This is a genomic window from Pontimicrobium aquaticum (assembly GCF_005047595.1).
Classification (GTDB): Bacteria; Bacteroidota; Bacteroidia; order Flavobacteriales; family Flavobacteriaceae; genus Pontimicrobium; species Pontimicrobium aquaticum.
Genome location: NZ_SUPL01000001.1, coordinates 571224 through 588445 on the forward strand (window position 1 = coordinate 571224; position 17222 = coordinate 588445).

At 34.0% G+C, this 17222-nt stretch carries 11 protein-coding genes; 3 read left to right on the forward strand and 8 right to left on the reverse strand.

The window, feature by feature from the left end:
• Nucleotides 1–28 precede the first annotated feature (28 nt).
• The 7 genes from E5167_RS02625 to E5167_RS02655 form a co-directional block, all read right to left on the reverse strand.
• A complete protein-coding gene (locus E5167_RS02625) occupies nucleotides 29–913 on the reverse strand; it encodes a tetratricopeptide repeat protein (protein WP_317130356.1) in 885 nt (294 codons plus the stop codon).
• Nucleotides 910–1947: a vWA domain-containing protein gene (locus tag E5167_RS02630; RefSeq protein ID WP_136840744.1), complete on the reverse strand. Its 1038-nt coding sequence runs from the start codon at nucleotides 1945–1947 to the stop codon at nucleotides 910–912. The genes E5167_RS02625 and E5167_RS02630 overlap by 4 nt, the downstream gene beginning before the upstream one ends.
• 92 nt (nucleotides 1948–2039) lie before the next feature.
• The gene (locus tag E5167_RS02635; RefSeq protein WP_136840746.1) at nucleotides 2040–3047 is read right to left on the reverse strand and encodes a VWA domain-containing protein; all 1008 of its coding nucleotides are present in this window, start codon (nucleotides 3045–3047) and stop codon (nucleotides 2040–2042) included.
• A complete protein-coding gene (locus tag E5167_RS02640; protein ID WP_239021926.1) occupies nucleotides 3047–4756 on the reverse strand; it encodes an ETRAMP family protein in 1710 nt (569 codons plus the stop codon). The genes E5167_RS02635 and E5167_RS02640 overlap by 1 nt, the downstream gene beginning before the upstream one ends.
• Nucleotides 4757–4759: 3 nt before the next feature.
• Nucleotides 4760–5626, reverse strand: coding sequence for a DUF58 domain-containing protein (locus E5167_RS02645; RefSeq protein WP_136840748.1), 867 nt, complete (start codon nucleotides 5624–5626; stop codon nucleotides 4760–4762).
• A 97-nt stretch (nucleotides 5627–5723) separates the two neighbouring features.
• On the reverse strand, nucleotides 5724–6728 hold the full coding sequence (locus E5167_RS02650) for an AAA family ATPase (RefSeq protein WP_136840750.1): 1005 nt from the start codon (nucleotides 6726–6728) through the stop codon (nucleotides 5724–5726).
• 147 nt (nucleotides 6729–6875) lie between these two features.
• Entirely contained in the window at nucleotides 6876–7682 is an 807-nt protein-coding gene (locus E5167_RS02655; RefSeq protein ID WP_239021927.1) for a DUF4382 domain-containing protein, read from the reverse strand.
• Nucleotides 7683–7863: 181 nt separating this feature from the next.
• Between E5167_RS02655 and E5167_RS02660 the strand changes: the two genes are divergently transcribed.
• Nucleotides 7864–8622, forward strand: a complete 759-nt coding sequence (locus E5167_RS02660) for an SDR family NAD(P)-dependent oxidoreductase (RefSeq protein ID WP_136840752.1) — start codon at nucleotides 7864–7866, stop codon at nucleotides 8620–8622.
• A 35-nt stretch (nucleotides 8623–8657) separates the two neighbouring features.
• Complete coding sequence (locus E5167_RS02665) at nucleotides 8658–9791, forward strand: ATP-binding protein (RefSeq protein WP_136840754.1); 1134 nt, start codon at nucleotides 8658–8660, stop codon at nucleotides 9789–9791.
• 50 nt (nucleotides 9792–9841) lie between these two features.
• Here E5167_RS02665 and amaB read toward each other — a convergent pair whose 3' ends face one another.
• Entirely contained in the window at nucleotides 9842–11395 is a 1554-nt protein-coding gene (amaB, locus tag E5167_RS02670) for an L-piperidine-6-carboxylate dehydrogenase (RefSeq protein WP_136840756.1), read from the reverse strand.
• A gap of 220 nt (nucleotides 11396–11615) precedes the next feature.
• Between amaB and E5167_RS02675 the strand changes: the two genes are divergently transcribed.
• On the forward strand, nucleotides 11616–17192 hold the full coding sequence (locus tag E5167_RS02675; protein ID WP_136840758.1) for an Ig-like domain-containing alpha-2-macroglobulin family protein: 5577 nt from the start codon (nucleotides 11616–11618) through the stop codon (nucleotides 17190–17192).
• The last annotated feature ends 30 nt before the right edge of the window (nucleotides 17193–17222 follow it).

Consider the following 17222-nt stretch of genomic DNA (forward strand, 5'->3'; position numbering starts at 1 on the left):
ATTTAAGATAGTATTAAGATGTTTCATTTTACCAATCTTTTTCGGCTTTTACTTTCTTTCCTTTGGCTTTTTTGGCATTTATTTTTTGCTGCACCTTTTTCTCTTCATTGTTCATTGCTTCTAACAAGTTTTTAACTTGCTGAGGCGATAATTTTCCAGGTTGCGGTTCTGGTTTATCATTTTTATTTTTAGGATCACCATCTTTTTTCTCGTCTTTATCATCTTTAGGCTTGCCCTGATCGTCTTCTTTATTATCACCATCCTTTTTGTCTTGATCGCCTTCATCTTTATTTTCCTCTTCTTTTTCTCCGTCTTCCTTTTTTTCTTTATCTTCTTTCTTTTCGTCCTTTTTCTCTTCGTCTTTTTTGTCTTTATCCTTATTCTGGTCTTCGTTTTGTTGTTGCTGTTTAGCACACTCTTTAGCTACTACAAGGTTGTATCTACTTTCCTCGTCACTAGGGTTATTTCTTAAAGCATTTTTATAGGCTTCAACTGCTTCTTTACATTTTTTTTGTTCCATTAGTGTATTACCAATGTTGTGAAATGCTCTATGCTTTTCTTCTTTAGTTTTAGCTACATTAGCAGCTTCGATGTGGCGTAATAACGCTTCGTCAAAGTTTTCGGTTTTATAATAAGCATTTCCTAGGTTATAAGCTCCTACTGCATTAGTTGGCTTTTTAGAAATGGCTTTTCGGTACTCTTTTTCGGCTGCTATAAAATCTTCATCTATTAAAGTGTTTCCTTGATAGACAAAATCGTTAGATTTTTGCAATGCTTTGTCCTTTTCTTGTGCAAAGGCTACAGAAATTGATAAGGTTAATAAAAAAGTGAATACATATTTCATACTACATATATCTTTCGTTACTTGATGAATATCACCGAATAATACTACTTTTTTATGTAAAAAAATCATAAGTTTTCGTTAAATAAATTTAAACTGTTTAACCATGCTGTTTTACGTTCCAATAAAAATATATCTATTAATAAAAAGAAAATACCTAAACCTAAAAACCATTGAAACTGGTCTTTATACTCTGCAAATTGCTTAGCTTCAAATTCTTTTTTATCCATATTGTTTAAAATGTCACGAATGGTTTCAACAACCTCACTCGTGTTAGTGCCATTAATATATTGTCCGCTTGCTTCTTTAGCAATATCAATTAATGTCTCTTCATTGAGCTTAGTTATAACCGTTTCACCATCATTGTCTTTTTTATAATTAAGTATAATGCCGTTACGCTTTATAGGAATAGGTGCTCCTTTAGTGTCTCCTACACCAATGGTGAATATCTTAATGCCTTCGTCACTAGCTTCTTCCGCTACAGAAGTTGCAATATTGTTATGATCCTCACCATCAGAAATAATAATTAGGACTCGATTTGTTTGTTCTTCATCATCATAATAGGTTTTTGCTAGCTGAATTGCTTCATCGATAGCTGTACCCTGAGATGACAACATATCTGTATTCATACTTTGTAAAAACATCTTTGCTGATGCATAATCGGTAGTAATAGGTAGTTGCGGAAATGCTTTTCCTGCGTAGGCTATAATACCAACCCTATCGCTTGCTAAATTATTGATGATTTGCGTTACTAATTGCTTAGATTTTTCAAGACGATTAGGTGCAATATCTTCAGCTAACATACTTTTGGAAACATCGACCGCAAAAACAATATCGACACCTTGACGCTTTATGGTTTCTAGCTTTGTTCCTATTTTAGGGTTTACCATAGCAATGGTTAAACTAGCAAATGCTAAACAAAGTACGATGAGCTTTAATACTGATTTTAACGTGGATTTATTGGGGCTTAATCGTTTTAATAATTGTTCGTTAGCAAACTTCTTTTGTACATGTCTTTTCCAGAGCTGAAGTGCTAAAAAAATAACTATTACCACAGGGATAATAAGCAATAACCAAAACCATATTTTTTCTTCTAGTTGAAACATTTTTTTTGTGTCCAGTTTACTGTAGTAGTAATTAGCTATCTACTAATATATTTAACTGGTTTTTTTGTTCTTGATTCTTTTTTTAAATTCTGCTATATAAAACTTCTAAAAATTGTAAATCGCAATAGCACTTCTATAAGTAACAGTATTCCTGCAAATAGTACTAATGATCTATATTTTTCTTCGTAGTTATAGAATTTAAACTCTTCTACATCCGTTTTTTCTAACTTATCTATTTCTTTATAAATTTCTTTTAATTTTCTATTATCGGTAGCCCTAAAGTACTGCCCTCCAGTAACACTAGCTATTTCTTCTAACAATTCTTCATCAATCTCTACTTGAACTCTACCATATTGAAATTGTCCTGTGGTTTGACTATGAGCTATTGGCGATAAAGCCATACCGTTTGTTCCTAGTCCAATAGTGTAGGTTTTAATACCATACTCAACAGCCAATTCACTTGCGGTATTAGGGTCTATAAACCCTGAATTGTTAACTCCATCTGTTAATAAAATAATGATTTTGCTTTTTGCTTTACTGTCTTTTATTCTATTAACAGCTGTTGCCAGTCCCATTCCAATAGCTGTACCTCCATCGATAATAGTGTTGTATTTTATATCTCTTAACGACCTTAGCACGATAGATTTATCACTGGTAATAGGTGTTTTTGTATAACTTTCTCCAGCATATTCTACGATACCAATTCTATCATTTGGTCTGCCTTCAATAAATTCGGCAGCCACGGCTTTAAGAGCTTCTAATCTGTTTGGTTTTAAATCTTTGGCCAGCATACTTGCCGATACATCTATTGCCATAACAATATCAATGCCTCTTGTGGTTTTTGTTTTTGTAGAAACATCAACCGTTTGTGGTCTTGCTAATGCTGTAATTAATAATGCTAAAGCCACTAGGCGTAACAAGAATAAAACATGTTTAAATTTGGGCAATATTGAACTTCCTATTTTAAAGCCTTTAATGCTAGATATTTTAAACTCAGCGGTTTGTTTTTTATATTTAAAAATGTACCATACAAGTGCCAAAGGCAATACTAATAATGCCCAAAAAAACTGCTTGTTTAAAAATTCTATTCCTTCTAACATTATTCTTCGTCGTCTTCTAACTTAATTAACTCAATTGAATTTAATATACGCTCCATGATTTGATCGGCATACACATCGTCTTCTTCCCATACAAGTACTACTTGCTGCAAAAGGTTTTGGGTAGTAAACCCAAGAATAACGTATTGCCCTTTTACGTTATCTCCATTCTCAGTAACAAAATCACCTGTTCCGTAGGTTTTTAAACCTTCCTGACCATTTGGTGTTATAAATTGTTCGCTTCTAGTAATAATATTTGTTACACCACGTTCTTCAAAACTTTTAAGTTGACCTTCAGCAACATTTATTAAGTCTATCTCGTTTTTTTCTTGTTCGGCGTTTTCTTGATCATGACCTCCAGGAGGTTCTGTTGATGCCATTTTTGTAGAAATAACAAGAATATCAAAATTTGTATTCTTATCTCCAAAGCCAAATGCAGCGACTTGCATTTGCTTTTTTAAGTTTTCTGGCAATTCGTTAGGTTTTCGTTCTAACACCTTAGGTGTTGTAATAATAACACCTGGAGCTCCATATTCGCTGGTAACCCAATCTTTTTCTTCTAAAAGCTCTAAACTTGAATTTCCAAAAATGGTGTCTTTTATATAGTTGAAACCATAATGCATTCCAAAACCTATGTATGTTGCTACTAGAATTAAAACTGAGGCAGCAACAGTAATAGTAATTTTTCTTTTTCGTTTTTTCTCTTCTAATTCTTCTTGATATTTTAAATCGGCTAAAAGCTCTTCTTCTGTTGGTTCAGGAAGCGCTTCTTTAACATGGTCAATTTCCATGTCAATAGTATCTCTGTCTAATTTGGCTAATTCTATATCTGGTTTTGACTTTGCAAACTTTACTAAGTCGGCTCGTCTAAGAATTGTGTTTATTTTTTCAATATCCTCTTTGCTCAAGTCTATTTGATTGCCATCTTTAAGCAAATGAAGCCTCGTTATTAACTCTTCTGTAGTACTCTCTAGAGCATGATCATATACCTTTTCGTCTAGGTATTTTCTAATAATTCCTGTTAATTCAGAATAATATTCTTTTAGTTTTTCACTCTTTAGGTAACCTGATTCATCAAGCTGTGCTAGGGCTAACTTTGCACGTTCGTAAGGAGGTAATAAAGCTACTTTTTCTTCTTCAGTAAGTGGCTTTTCTCTCCAAATAAACCAATAGAGTAAAAATGCTATTACTGCTAAAGTAAAAATTATAATGAGTAAATATAACCACCATTTACTTGGGCTTTTATCTACCTCAATAATTGGCTTTATACTATATAGTGGTTGCTGGGTAGTGTCAACTTCTATAGTGTTTACCTCCACTTTTAACGAATCGGTAAAAAATTCGTAATCGCCAATTAAAACTTTTTGTCTTGGTATGGTATAGGTGCCAGAATCAAACTGTGTTAATCCGTATTTTTTTATTAGTTTAAATCTATCTCCTAATTTAGTAGCATCAACTTGATATGATTCTAAAACTTCTAATGGTAAAAATGTTTGTCCTTCAGGAAACACTACTACGCTAGATGTATCTACATCTACTTCTATTTCATAAACTAATTCTTGACCTATTTTTATGGTTGTAGAATCAATAGAAGAAGTTATTTTTTGAGCAAAAGAGAACAATGACAAAAGCACAAACACAGAAAACAGAAGCCAGTTTCTTCTAAAGTTTCTTTTTGTATTTAAATCAATATTTTGTGTTTCGTGGTTCATTTTTTATCCTCTTCTCTTAAAATATCCCAATAATTTTTTCACGTAACTTTCGTCTGCACGACAATCTATAACGCCAGCTCCTGATTTATTAAAGCTATCTTTATAATAATCTACCTTATCTCTATAATATTTACCATAATTAAGGCGTACTTTTTTTGACGAAGTATTTACCAATAGTAATTCGCCTGTTTCCTCGTCTTGCATTTGTACCATTCCAAGATTAGGAATACTTTCTTCATGCTTATCATATATTCTAATGCCTGTAACGTCATGTTTTTTAGCAGCAATTTTAAGTGTATGATGGTAATCATCTGCTATAAAATCACTTAACACAAAAACAATAGCTTTTTTCTTCATCACGCTAGATAAAAACTTTAAAGCTTCAGCAATATTTGTTTTTTTGCTTTTAGGATGAAACTCAATTAACTCACGAATAATACGCAACACGTGTGATTTTCCTTTCTTGGGCGGAATGTATAATTCTACATCATCAGAAAATAAAATTAATCCTATTTTATCGTTGTTTTGAGTGGCTGAAAAAGCTAAAGTTGCCGCAATTTCTGTAACCACTTCGTTTTTAAACTGCTTAACTGTTCCAAAAAATTCTGATCCTGAAATATCAACCATCAACACCATAGTAAGTTCTCTTTCTTCTTCAAAAACTTTAATATGAGGTTCATTGGTTCGTGCAGTTACGTTCCAATCTATGTTACGCACATCATCTCCATATTGATACTGACGTACTTCACTAAAGGTCATACCTCGCCCTTTGAAAGTAGAATGGTATTCTCCTCCAAAAATATGATCAGACAAACGACGTGTCTTAATCTCAATTTTTCGAACTTTTTTTAGTAACTCTTTAGTATCCATGTTTTAAGTATGCAGTGTGCAGTCTTCAGTTAGCAGTCAAAAAAATCAGAATTCTAGCAAGCATTGCCTACTGAATACTGATTTACTGGTAACTCATTTATGGTACTTCTATTTCATTAACAATTTTATTGATAATGTCTTCTGAGGTCACATTTTCAGCTTCGGCTTCATAAGTAATACCTATTCTGTGACGCAATACATCGTGTACAACTGCACGAACATCTTCTGGAATTACATAGCCACGACGCTTAATAAATGCATAACATTTAGCAGCATTAGCTAGGTTAATACTTCCACGAGGTGATGCTCCAAATGAAATAAGTGGTTTTAAATCGGCTAACTTATATTTTTCAGGATAACGTGTAGCAAACACAATATCTAAGATGTACTTTTCAATTTTTTCGTCCATGTAAACTTCACGAACAGCCTTTTGAGCATTTAATATTTGTTTAATAGATACTACAGGATTTACTTTCTCGAAACTACCCCTTAAATTCGCTCTAACAATTAATTGCTCTTCATCCATTTTTGGATAGTCAATGACTGTTTTAAGCATAAAACGATCCACTTGCGCTTCTGGTAGAGGGTAGGTTCCTTCTTGCTCTACTGGGTTTTGAGTTGCCATTACCAAGAAAGGCTTGTCTAAAATAAATGTTTCATCTCCAATAGTTACTTGCTTTTCCTGCATGGCTTCTAGTAAAGCCGATTGTACTTTAGCTGGGGCTCTGTTAATTTCATCTGCTAAAACAAAGTTGGCAAAAATTGGACCTTTTTTAATTGAAAAATCGTTTTCTTTTATATTGTATATCAGGGTTCCAACAACATCTGCTGGCAATAAGTCTGGTGTAAATTGTATTCTACTAAATGTACCATCTACTGCTTGCGATAACGTATTAATGGCTAATGTTTTTGCCAACCCTGGAACACCTTCAAGCAAAATGTGCCCTTGACCTAGTAAACCAATAAGCAAACGCTCCACCATATGCTTTTGGCCTACAATTACTTTATTCATTTCCATGGTTAGTAAATCAACAAAAGCACTTTCCTTTTCTATTTTCTCATTAATCGTTTTGATGTCAATTGTACCTGTATCTTCTATCATTTTGTTATTTTTTTATGCGTGAATATAGCTCGCATTTTTCAACACCGCAAATTGTTAAAATATTTTGTGTAGTGCTGTTAATAATTGGTTAAAAAAAAGAGCATTACTAATTAGCAATGCTCTTTTTTTTATCTTTTTTAAAATATACTATTCAAAATTAACTGTTTCAATTGTGGTAGTGTTTCCTATAGTTACTTCTATATCTTCAATAACTAATGGGGTAAATCCTGAAGCTTCTTCCGGAGTAACTATTATACTGTAAGCACCTTCTTCTAAACCTACTAACATGAAATTTCCATCTTCATTTGTATAGGTAGAAATTGTCTCACCATCTATTTCTGTAGCAACTTCTACTTGAATTCCTGTTGGTAAAACTTGTCCTGAAATAGTTCCTGTTTTAGCTTCTATAGATCCTCTTATTACTGGTTTTAAAATTATGTTGCTTGAATTTCCAGCAACGACTATAGATTCATCAACCACAAAATCTAATAAAAATGTATAACTGATATTTTCTTCTAGTGTTTCATTTACTTTTATTTTTAACCCACTTTGTTGAGCACTAGGAGTTTTTAGCAAAAAACTTTCACCATCAATTACAACTGTATTGTCATCTCCTAAAACTAATCTTATTTCGTTTAATGTTCCTGAAGGTATCTGAAAATCATCAACCAATAACACATTAACTCCACCCGTTAATTCTAAAAGATCATAAATTCCAGTATTAATAGGGTTTAGACTTTGCCATCCATTTTCATCATTACTATAGTCATTTAATTTTACCTCAACATCTACTACCTCGATGAATACATTATCATAATCTGCTGGGTCATCCATTAATCTTACAGAAATACTTGAAGTCCCATTATTTGTGGAAACTTCATCTTCATTACAACTAAAAGACATTAAAATTAAAAATAGAATAGTTGTTAATTTAAGATTTTTTACTGTTTTCATATTTAAGTTTTTGGGTTATACAATAATTACGAATAACTTTAAGCTCTGGATGTTTTTAATGCTATATAGATTTTAAAACACTATAAACAATGATACAATAATTATAAAGTAATAAGTATTTTTATATACGAATTACAAAAAAACAACCATTAACTGACTAGAATTTAAATAACTGTACTAAATGAATCAAAACAAAACAGCTTTAATCACAGGAGCAACTAGTGGAATTGGAAAAGCAACAGCCTATGAATTTGCCAAACATGGCATACGATTAATTTTATGTGGAAGACGTCAAGAGCGTTTAAACATCATACAAACTGCTTTATCAAAACAAACCGATGTCATCACTTTAAATTTTGATGTTAGAGATAAAACAGAGGTTTTTAAAGCCATAGAATCGCTTCCAGAACCTTTTAAGCACATAGATATTTTAATAAACAACGCAGGAAATGCTCATGGCTTAGATCCTATTCAAGATGGGAAATTGGAGGATTGGGATGCCATGATAGATATAAACGTAAAAGGGTTGTTGTACGTGAGCAAAGCAGTCATTCCGAAAATGACTAAAAGACAATCTGGACATATCATTAACATAGGTTCTTCGGCTGGAAAAGAAGTTTATCCAAAAGGAAATGTGTATTGCGCTAGCAAACATGCTGTTATTGCCATTACTGATGGTATGCGTATTGATTTGAATCCGTTTGACATTAAAGTTTCTGCCATTAATCCTGGGTTGGTTGAAACCGAATTCTCGCAAGTTAGATTTAAAGGTAATGCCTTGGCTGACAATGTATATAAAGGATATAAGGCTTTACAACCTGAAGACATTGCAGACATCATTTATTTTACAGTTACAAGACCTCAACATGTCAACCTTGCCGATATATTAGTATTCCCAACGGCACAGGCTAATAGTGTGACCGTGAAGAAAAATCTTTAACTTAAAAGATTCCTGCTTTCGCAGGAAATGATGTTATGATTAATAAACGCTTACTTATTAAAAACCTATTAGCTCACAACGATGAGAATAGTTTTTATGATAAAAAGCGAAAAATTGACATTGGTCAAAAAGAAGGGAAAGCCAAATTTTTAAAACACATTTGCGCGCTTTCTAATAGCAATCCAAAAAACAACTCGTACATCGTTATTGGAGTTGAAGATGAAGACAACAAGATTGTTGGTGTTGATTTTTTTGATGACAGCAAAATTCAAAACCTCATCAATGCATATCTTGCTAATCCACCCATAGTGCAATATGAAAACATTCCATTTCCTCATCTGCCTGACGATAAAGTAGTTGGTTTGGTAACTATTAGACCAATAAATGAAATTACATCCTTGCGCAAAAACATATGGAAGTATTATGGTGGTTCTGTGTTTTTTAGAGATGGCAGTATGAGTATGCCTAAGGTATTTGATATTGAACTTACAGACACTAATTCTGAGATTGTTACTGCTATAGAAAATCATGCTCAGAATAATATTGAACATACTCTAGATGGTGTGTTTGACTTTCTGCAAAAACGAAAAGATTATAATCCACAATACAAAGTGTTTAAAGAATACTTTGTTATGTGTTGGGCTGGACAAAAAAAAGAAGTGAAAGACGAAGTGTTCTATTCAAGAGTAGATATTGAGTTAATTAATGAACAAGTGCGTTTGTTTTTTTCAACGTTAGACGAGGTCTCCATTGAATACAACGAGGATTCCTTTAAAATAATTGAATATGTGAACTTAGGGTTACAAGGAACAAACAAATACTTTCAGTTAGAAGAAACGATTATCAGCTTTCAAGAAAGTGCCAACTACACGATTGACACGCAATTACTTTTCGAGCCTCCACAATATGATAAAAAAGTATTGCATCATATTTACAATTCTAACAATGCACTTCTAAAAAACATTCAAATTGGGACATCACTTAATAAACAGCAAGAATTGGATTTAAAAAATCTTCCTGTGACCTATTTAATTTGTTATTTCAATGGGTTTGAAGATGCCATTACTAAACTAGAAGAGGCAAAATCATATTTAAGAAAGCACAGTGTTGAAGTCTATAAATTGTATAAAGAAGCTGTTCGTGTGTTAAGAAAAGTAAAGTATAATTAAAAAAGCCACAACAAAATGATGTGGCTTTTACTATATATCTCTAAATACTTTTAAAGGTCAAACTTTATCCCTTGAGCTAAAGGCAATTCATCAGAATAATTAATGGTGTTTGTTTGTCTTCTCATATAAATCTTCCATGCATCACTTCCAGACTCTCGTCCGCCACCTGTTTCTTTTTCGCCTCCAAAAGCACCTCCAATTTCGGCTCCTGAAGTTCCAATGTTAACATTGGCTATTCCACAATCTGAACCAGCATACGATAAGAATTTCTCAGCTTCTTTCATTTCGTTAGTCATAATTGCTGACGATAACCCTTGAGCTACACCATTTTGTAATTCGATAGCGTTTTCAACATCACCAGAATATTTCATTAAGTATAAAATTGGTGCAAAGGTTTCGTGCTGTACAATTTCGTAGTGGTTCTCGGCTTCAATAATCGCTGGTTTTACGTAGCATCCGCTTTCGTAACCTTCGCCTTCCAACACGCCACCTTCAACCAGTACATTTCCGCCTTCGGCTTTTGCTTTTTCAATAGCAGCTAAATACATGTTTACAGCATCGTGGTCAATTAATGGCCCAATGTGGTTCTTTTCATCTAAAGGGTTTCCAATAGTTAATTGTTTATACGCTCCAACAATAGCATCGCGAACTTTGTCGTAAACCGATTCGTGAATAATCAGTCGTCTTGTCGATGTACAACGTTGTCCACAAGTTCCAACTGCTCCAAAAACAGCACCAGGAACGACTACTTTTAAATCTGCTGTAGGTGTAATAATAATCGCATTATTTCCACCTAACTCTAATAAAGATTTTCCAAAACGTTCGGCAACTGTCTTACCAACAATGCGTCCCATACGTGTAGAACCTGTTGCAGACACTAAAGGAATTCTAGAGTCTGTTGTCATGAATTCTCCAACTTTATAATCTCCATTAATGATGCAAGAAATTCCTTCTGGCAAGTTGTTATCTCTTAATACTTCTGCAATTATATTTTGACAAGCAATCGAGCAAATTGGTGCTTTTTCAGAGGCTTTCCAAACACAAACATCTCCACAAATCCAAGCTAAAGCAGTATTCCAAGACCAAACTGCTACTGGAAAGTTAAACGCCGAAATAATGCCAACCACACCTATTGGATGCCATTGCTCACGCATGACGTGACCTGGACGTTCCGACGGTATGGTTTGTCCATTTAATTGACGTGATAAACCTACTGCAAAGTCACAGATGTCAATCATTTCTTGAACCTCTCCATAACCTTCTTGCAACGATTTGCCCATTTCGTAAGACACTAACTTACCTAAAGGTTCTTTTAAGTCTCTTAATTTATTTCCAAACTGACGTACAATTTCGCCACGTTGTGGTGCAGGCACATCTCTCCAGGTTTTAAAAGCAGCGGTAGCTACATCCATCACTTTATCGTAATCTGCTCTTGTAGTAGTTTTTACTTTTCCTATTAATTTTCCATCCACTGGAGAATAACTTTCAATAATCTCTCCATTTGAAAAATTATTGGATCCTGTAGATGTTCCTTCATTTATATCTTTTATCCCTAATTGACTAAGTGCTTCTTGTATTCCAAAATCAGTTGCTACTGCTTCCATTCTATACGTGTTTTTTTGATTTATTAATTTGATGCGAAGATACTAATTTATTATATTTTTGTAGTTGTGTAATCACGTTAAGATTTTGGGCTATAATTGATTTTAATACTTATTTAACATTATTAAAAAGTCTAAACATATTAAATCTTGCGTAAGTATTTAACAAGAGATTACTTACGCTCTTTTAACAACATCGTTCACTTAAATACTTTTTACAATTATGCAGCTAAAAAAATCTCTTGTCGTTTTCCTTCTCACAATAGTTGCTTTTTCATGTAAGCAAAGAGCAACGCAAACCGATAATCTTTTCAAATTTAAAGACCATATAAGCTACACAACATCTGGATTGGTTTCTGTGACGAGTCCAATAACTATCAATCTTGTAAAAGCTGTAGATAGTTGGAAACCTAACGAAGAGATTCTAACAAACGTAATACGTATTTCGCCTAAAGTTTCTGGAAAACTCATTTCAAAAAATGCTAATCAATTAGTTTTTATACCTAAAAACCCTTTAAAAGCTGATACAGAATACACTGTAACGGTTAATCTAAAAGATATATATGAAACAATGCCGAAAGGTTTTGAAAGTTATACATTTCAGTTTAAAACCTTTAAACCCAATTTCTCGGTTATCACAAACGATTTACAATCCTACAGTAAAGAATGGCTATATATTGATGGCATTATAAAACTAGCTGATATGGTGCGTTTAGAAGATGCTAAAACGATAATTGAAGCTTCACAAAACAATAAAGATCTTTCAATAAAATGGGATGAATCTATTGAAACAGCTCGAATATTTGAATTTAAAATAGATAGTATTCATCGTGATATTGATGACTCAAAAGTAACCATCAATTGGAATGGAAAATCCATCAATGCTAATAATAAAGGCGAGAATACCATGATAATTCCAGGTATTAATAACTTCACCATCGTTGATGTAAAAGTGGAACAATCGCCTGAGCAATACTTGTCTATTAATTTTTCCGATCCTTTAAAAAAGCAACAAAACTTTGACGGTTTGGTAACATTAAAAGGCGTTTCAGACCCAAAATATATTGTTGATGGCAACGTGTTAAAGGTGTATACAGACTCTCGTGTAGTTGGTAATATTCAAGTAGATGTGTTTCAAGGCATCCGAAATACTGACGATTTTAAACTAAGAACACCTTTTTCAGAATTGATTTCTTTTGAAGCGCTAAAACCTCAGGTTAGACTCATTACAGGAGCGGGAATTTTACCAAATTCGCAAGATTTAAGGTTCAATTTTGAAGCGGTTAACTTAAAAGCGGTTGATGTTCGCGTTATCAAGATTTTCGAAGATAACATCCTCCAGTTTTTACAAGACGATAACATTGGTAGCAACAGCAATTATAGCATTAAACGTGTTGGACGACGCATTGCAAAGAAAACCATTCCACTTATAAAAGATGAAACTATAAACACAGGAAAATGGAAGGCCTACAGCATTGATTTATCTGAATATTTCAATGCAGATGCAGGTGCTATATATCGTGTTGAATTAAGCTTTAACAAAGACTATTCGCTATATGATTGTGAAGTGAATAACACCAATACAACCAATCTTGAGGACGACGAATACTACGAAGATGATTATTATTATGACGAAGAAGAATACACTAAAACTTCTGATGATGAAGACCTTCGTGAAGAACAATATTGGGATAATGTTATCTACAATTACAAACGCTATTCGTATAACTGGAGAGAACGAGATAATCCTTGTCACGAAGCGTATTACAATCAAGAGCGTATGGTTTCAAATAATCTTATGGCTTCAAATCTTGGAGCCATTGTAAAACGTGGTACTAACAATTCGTTTTATTTTGCTGTCACTAATATTTTAAATACCAATCCTGAAGCAAATGCTAAAGTGACACTGTATAACTTTCAGCAGCAACCTTTGGCTTCAAAAACCACTGATACTAATGGTTTCACAATTATCGATTCGGACACCAATGCCTATTTCGCTTTAGTTGAAAAAGGAACCAACACAACGTATGTAAAACTCAACGAAGGCAACTCATTATCCTTAAGCAAATTTGATATCTCAGGAAAAACGTTGCAACGTGGACTAAAAGGCTTTATTTATGGCGAACGTGGCGTGTGGCGACCAGGAGATTCGTTACACTTAACATTCATGTTAAACGATAACGCCAACCCTTTACCAAAAGAACATCCAGTAAAAATGGAAGTGACTGATGCCAATGGAAAGCTCGCCTACAGAAACATTACACAAAACGGATTGAATAACGTATATCGCTTTTCCGTACCTACCTCAACAGAGGACAAAACAGGAAATTGGAACGCAAAAGTGTCTGTTGGTGGTGCCACATTTTATAAAACCTTAAAAGTGGAGACCGTAAAACCTAATCGCTTAAAAATTAAAATAGATTTTGAAGACGAGGTACTTTCTAACACAAAGCCACTACAAAGTAAGCTTAGCGTGAATTGGTTACATGGTGCGCCTGCAAAAAACGTCAAGGCTGAAATAAAAGCAAAATTTAGCACAACTTCAACTGGATTTGAAACCTATCCAAAATATGTGTTTAGTGATCCAACACGTTCATTCAATACAGAAGAAATTACCATTTTTGAAGGGAATGTAAATGCCGAAGGTATTGCCAATGTTAACAAAAAAATCAATGTTGGCGCGAATGCTCCAGGCATGTTAAACGTATCATTCTTAACCAGAGCATTTGAAAATGGAGGTGATTTTTCTATAGACGCGTTTAGCAAAAAATATACGCCTTATAAATCGTTTGTTGGTTTGCGTTCTCCAAAAGGAAATGCATATGGCTCGTTTTATACAGATGAAAATCAAACATTCGATATCGTAGTTGTTGATGCTAATGGAAAACCCATACAACGCAATAATCTTGAAATAAAAGTTTATAAAATTGAATGGCGCTGGTGGTGGAATTCCTCTTATGATGATTTAGCTTCCTATGAATCATCAAGCTACCACACACCTTTTTCAAGCAGTGCTGTAAACACAAATGCTAAAGGCGAAGCCAATTTCAATATAAACATTCCAGATGATGAAAGTGGTCGTTACCTTATTCGAGTATATGACAAAGAAAGTGGTCATGCCACAGGACGCGTTGCTTATTTCTATAGAAATTGGTGGCATGGTAATTCTAGAAACGATAAAGAAGCTGCAAAAATGTTAGTCTTTGCTGCTGATAAAGAAACCTATACTATTGGTGAAGAAGCCAAAGTCACATTTCCTAGTGGCACCGAAGGTCGTGCACTCATCAGCATTGAAAATGGTACAGAAGTACTTAGTACAACATGGGTAAAAACTCAAAAAGGAGAAACCACGGCGAGCATTCCTATCACTAAAGAAATGACACCAAATGTGTATATAAATATTTCGTTGTTGCAACCTCATGCTGTTACCGAAAATGACTTGCCAGTTCGATTATATGGTGTCATTCCAATAATGGTGGAAGACAAAAACACCATTCTAGAACCTCAAATCTCAATGCCAAATGTGTTGCGTCCAGAGCAGAATATCACTGTAAAAGTCAGCGAAAAAAACAACAAAGCCATGACTTATACGGTTGCGTTGGTTGACGAAGGCTTATTGGATTTAACACGTTTTAAAACACCAAATGCTTGGGAGGAGTTTTACGCTCGTGAAGCTCTTGGTGTAAAAACTTGGGATATATTTGATGATGTGATTGGAGCTTATACAGGAAGTATTGACCAAGTGTTTGAAATTGGTGGTGATGGTTCTGCTTCCGAAGGCAAAAAGAAAAAAGCCAATCGCTTTAAACCAGTGGTTAAATTTTTAGGTCCTTTTGAGCTTAAAGCTGGAGAAACCAAAGCACACGACATAAAAATTCCAAAATATATTGGTTCGGTCCGTACTATGGTGGTTGCTGGAGATTCCAAAAATGCAGCCTACGGAAGTATCGACAAGACAACACCTGTAAAAAAGCCTTTAATGGTGTTAGCAACCTTACCTCGTAAACTAAGTCCAGGTGAAAAAGTAACACTTCCTGTGACTGTTTTTGCTATGGAAAACAACATCAAAAATATAAACATTAGTTTAAAATTGAGTGATGGTATTTCAATAGTTGGCAACAAAAATCAGTCGTTAACTTTTGCAAAACCTGATGAGCAAATGGCGTATTTTCAGTTAGATGTTAGCAAAGCAAAAGGGATTAATACTGTTGAAGTGATTGCTTCTGGACATGGTGAAATATCGTCATATCAAGTAGAAATAGATGTGATGAATCCAAATCCATATAGCACCAAAGCAACCGATTTTGTTCTAGACGGCAACACATCGCAAACCATAGATTTTGCAACCTTTGGTGAAATTGGAACTAATAGCGCAAACGTTGAGTTTTCAACCTTACCTCCAATGAATTTCACTGGAAGATTACAATATTTAATTCGCTATCCTCATGGCTGTGTGGAACAAATCACGTCTAGTGTATTTCCGCAGTTATTCTTAACAGATATTTTCGATTTAACCTTTGATAAAAAGAAGACTATTGAAGATAACGTGAAAAATGGGATTAAAAAACTGGCTCATTTTCAAAGACCAAATGGTGGTTTATCCTATTGGAGTGGACAACATGATGTGAATGATTGGGGAACGTCGTATGCTGGACACTTTATGATTGAGGCAGAGAAAAAAGGTTATGTATTACCATTGACTTTTAAAAGTAATTGGATTCAATACCAAAAACAAGCTGCCAAAAATTGGCGACCAAGTTATAGGTATTATCGAAGTGATGTCGCTCAAGCTTACAGATTATATACGTTAGCGTTAGCAGGACAGCCAGATTTAGCATCGATGAATCGATTAAAGGAATTTTCAGAATTAAGCAACGATGCTAAATGGCGTTTAGCTGCTGCCTATGCACTTGCTGGACAACCTGAAGCTGCAAAAGCGATTTCAGCCACAGCAAACATAGAATTCAATAACGTGCAATATGATTATTATACTTATGGCTCAGTTGATAGAAATAGAGCAATGGCACTAGAAACCATGGTAATCCTAAACGATACAAGAACTCGTGAATTAGCCGAATTAATTGCAAAACGTTTGTCATCAAATCAATGGATGAGCACACAATCTACAGCTTACAGTTTGTTGGCAATGGCTAAAATGGTCAACGAAAATGGAGGTAAAGATTTGAATCTAACTTTCAAACTTAATAATGGAAATCAAGAAACCATCAACACTAAAAATGCCATTTCACAACGTGATTTAAACATTAAAGATGGTAATAATCAAATTGTGGTCAACAATACAAAAAACAATACCATTTATGCTCGTGTGATTACTTCTGGAAAATTGCCATTAGGCAAAGAAATTTCAGAGCAAAGAGGATTAAAAGTCTATGTGACTTATAAAGATTCACAAGGCAATACTATAGATATTACTAAGTTACAACAAGGTCAAGATTTTGTTGCAAGCATACAAGTTACTAACCAGAAAAATGAACCAATCAACGATGTGGCACTCACCCAAATTTTCCCTTCCGGATGGGAAATAGTAAATACGCGTTTTACTGCATTTGGAGAGACAGCCACGAATCAAGCTGATTATACAGATATTAGAGATGACCGCGTAAATTTCTATTTCAATCTGAATAAAAGCTCGAGAGATGGAAGCACAAAAACCTTTAATGTGCTATTAAACGCTTCGTATTTAGGAACCTATTATTTACCAGGAACACAAGCCGAAGCGATGTATGATAATGACTATTTCGTGAGAACGAAAGGTCAGTGGATTGAAGTAATTAAATAAACAAATCGGTCATTCTGAAATTGGTTCTGA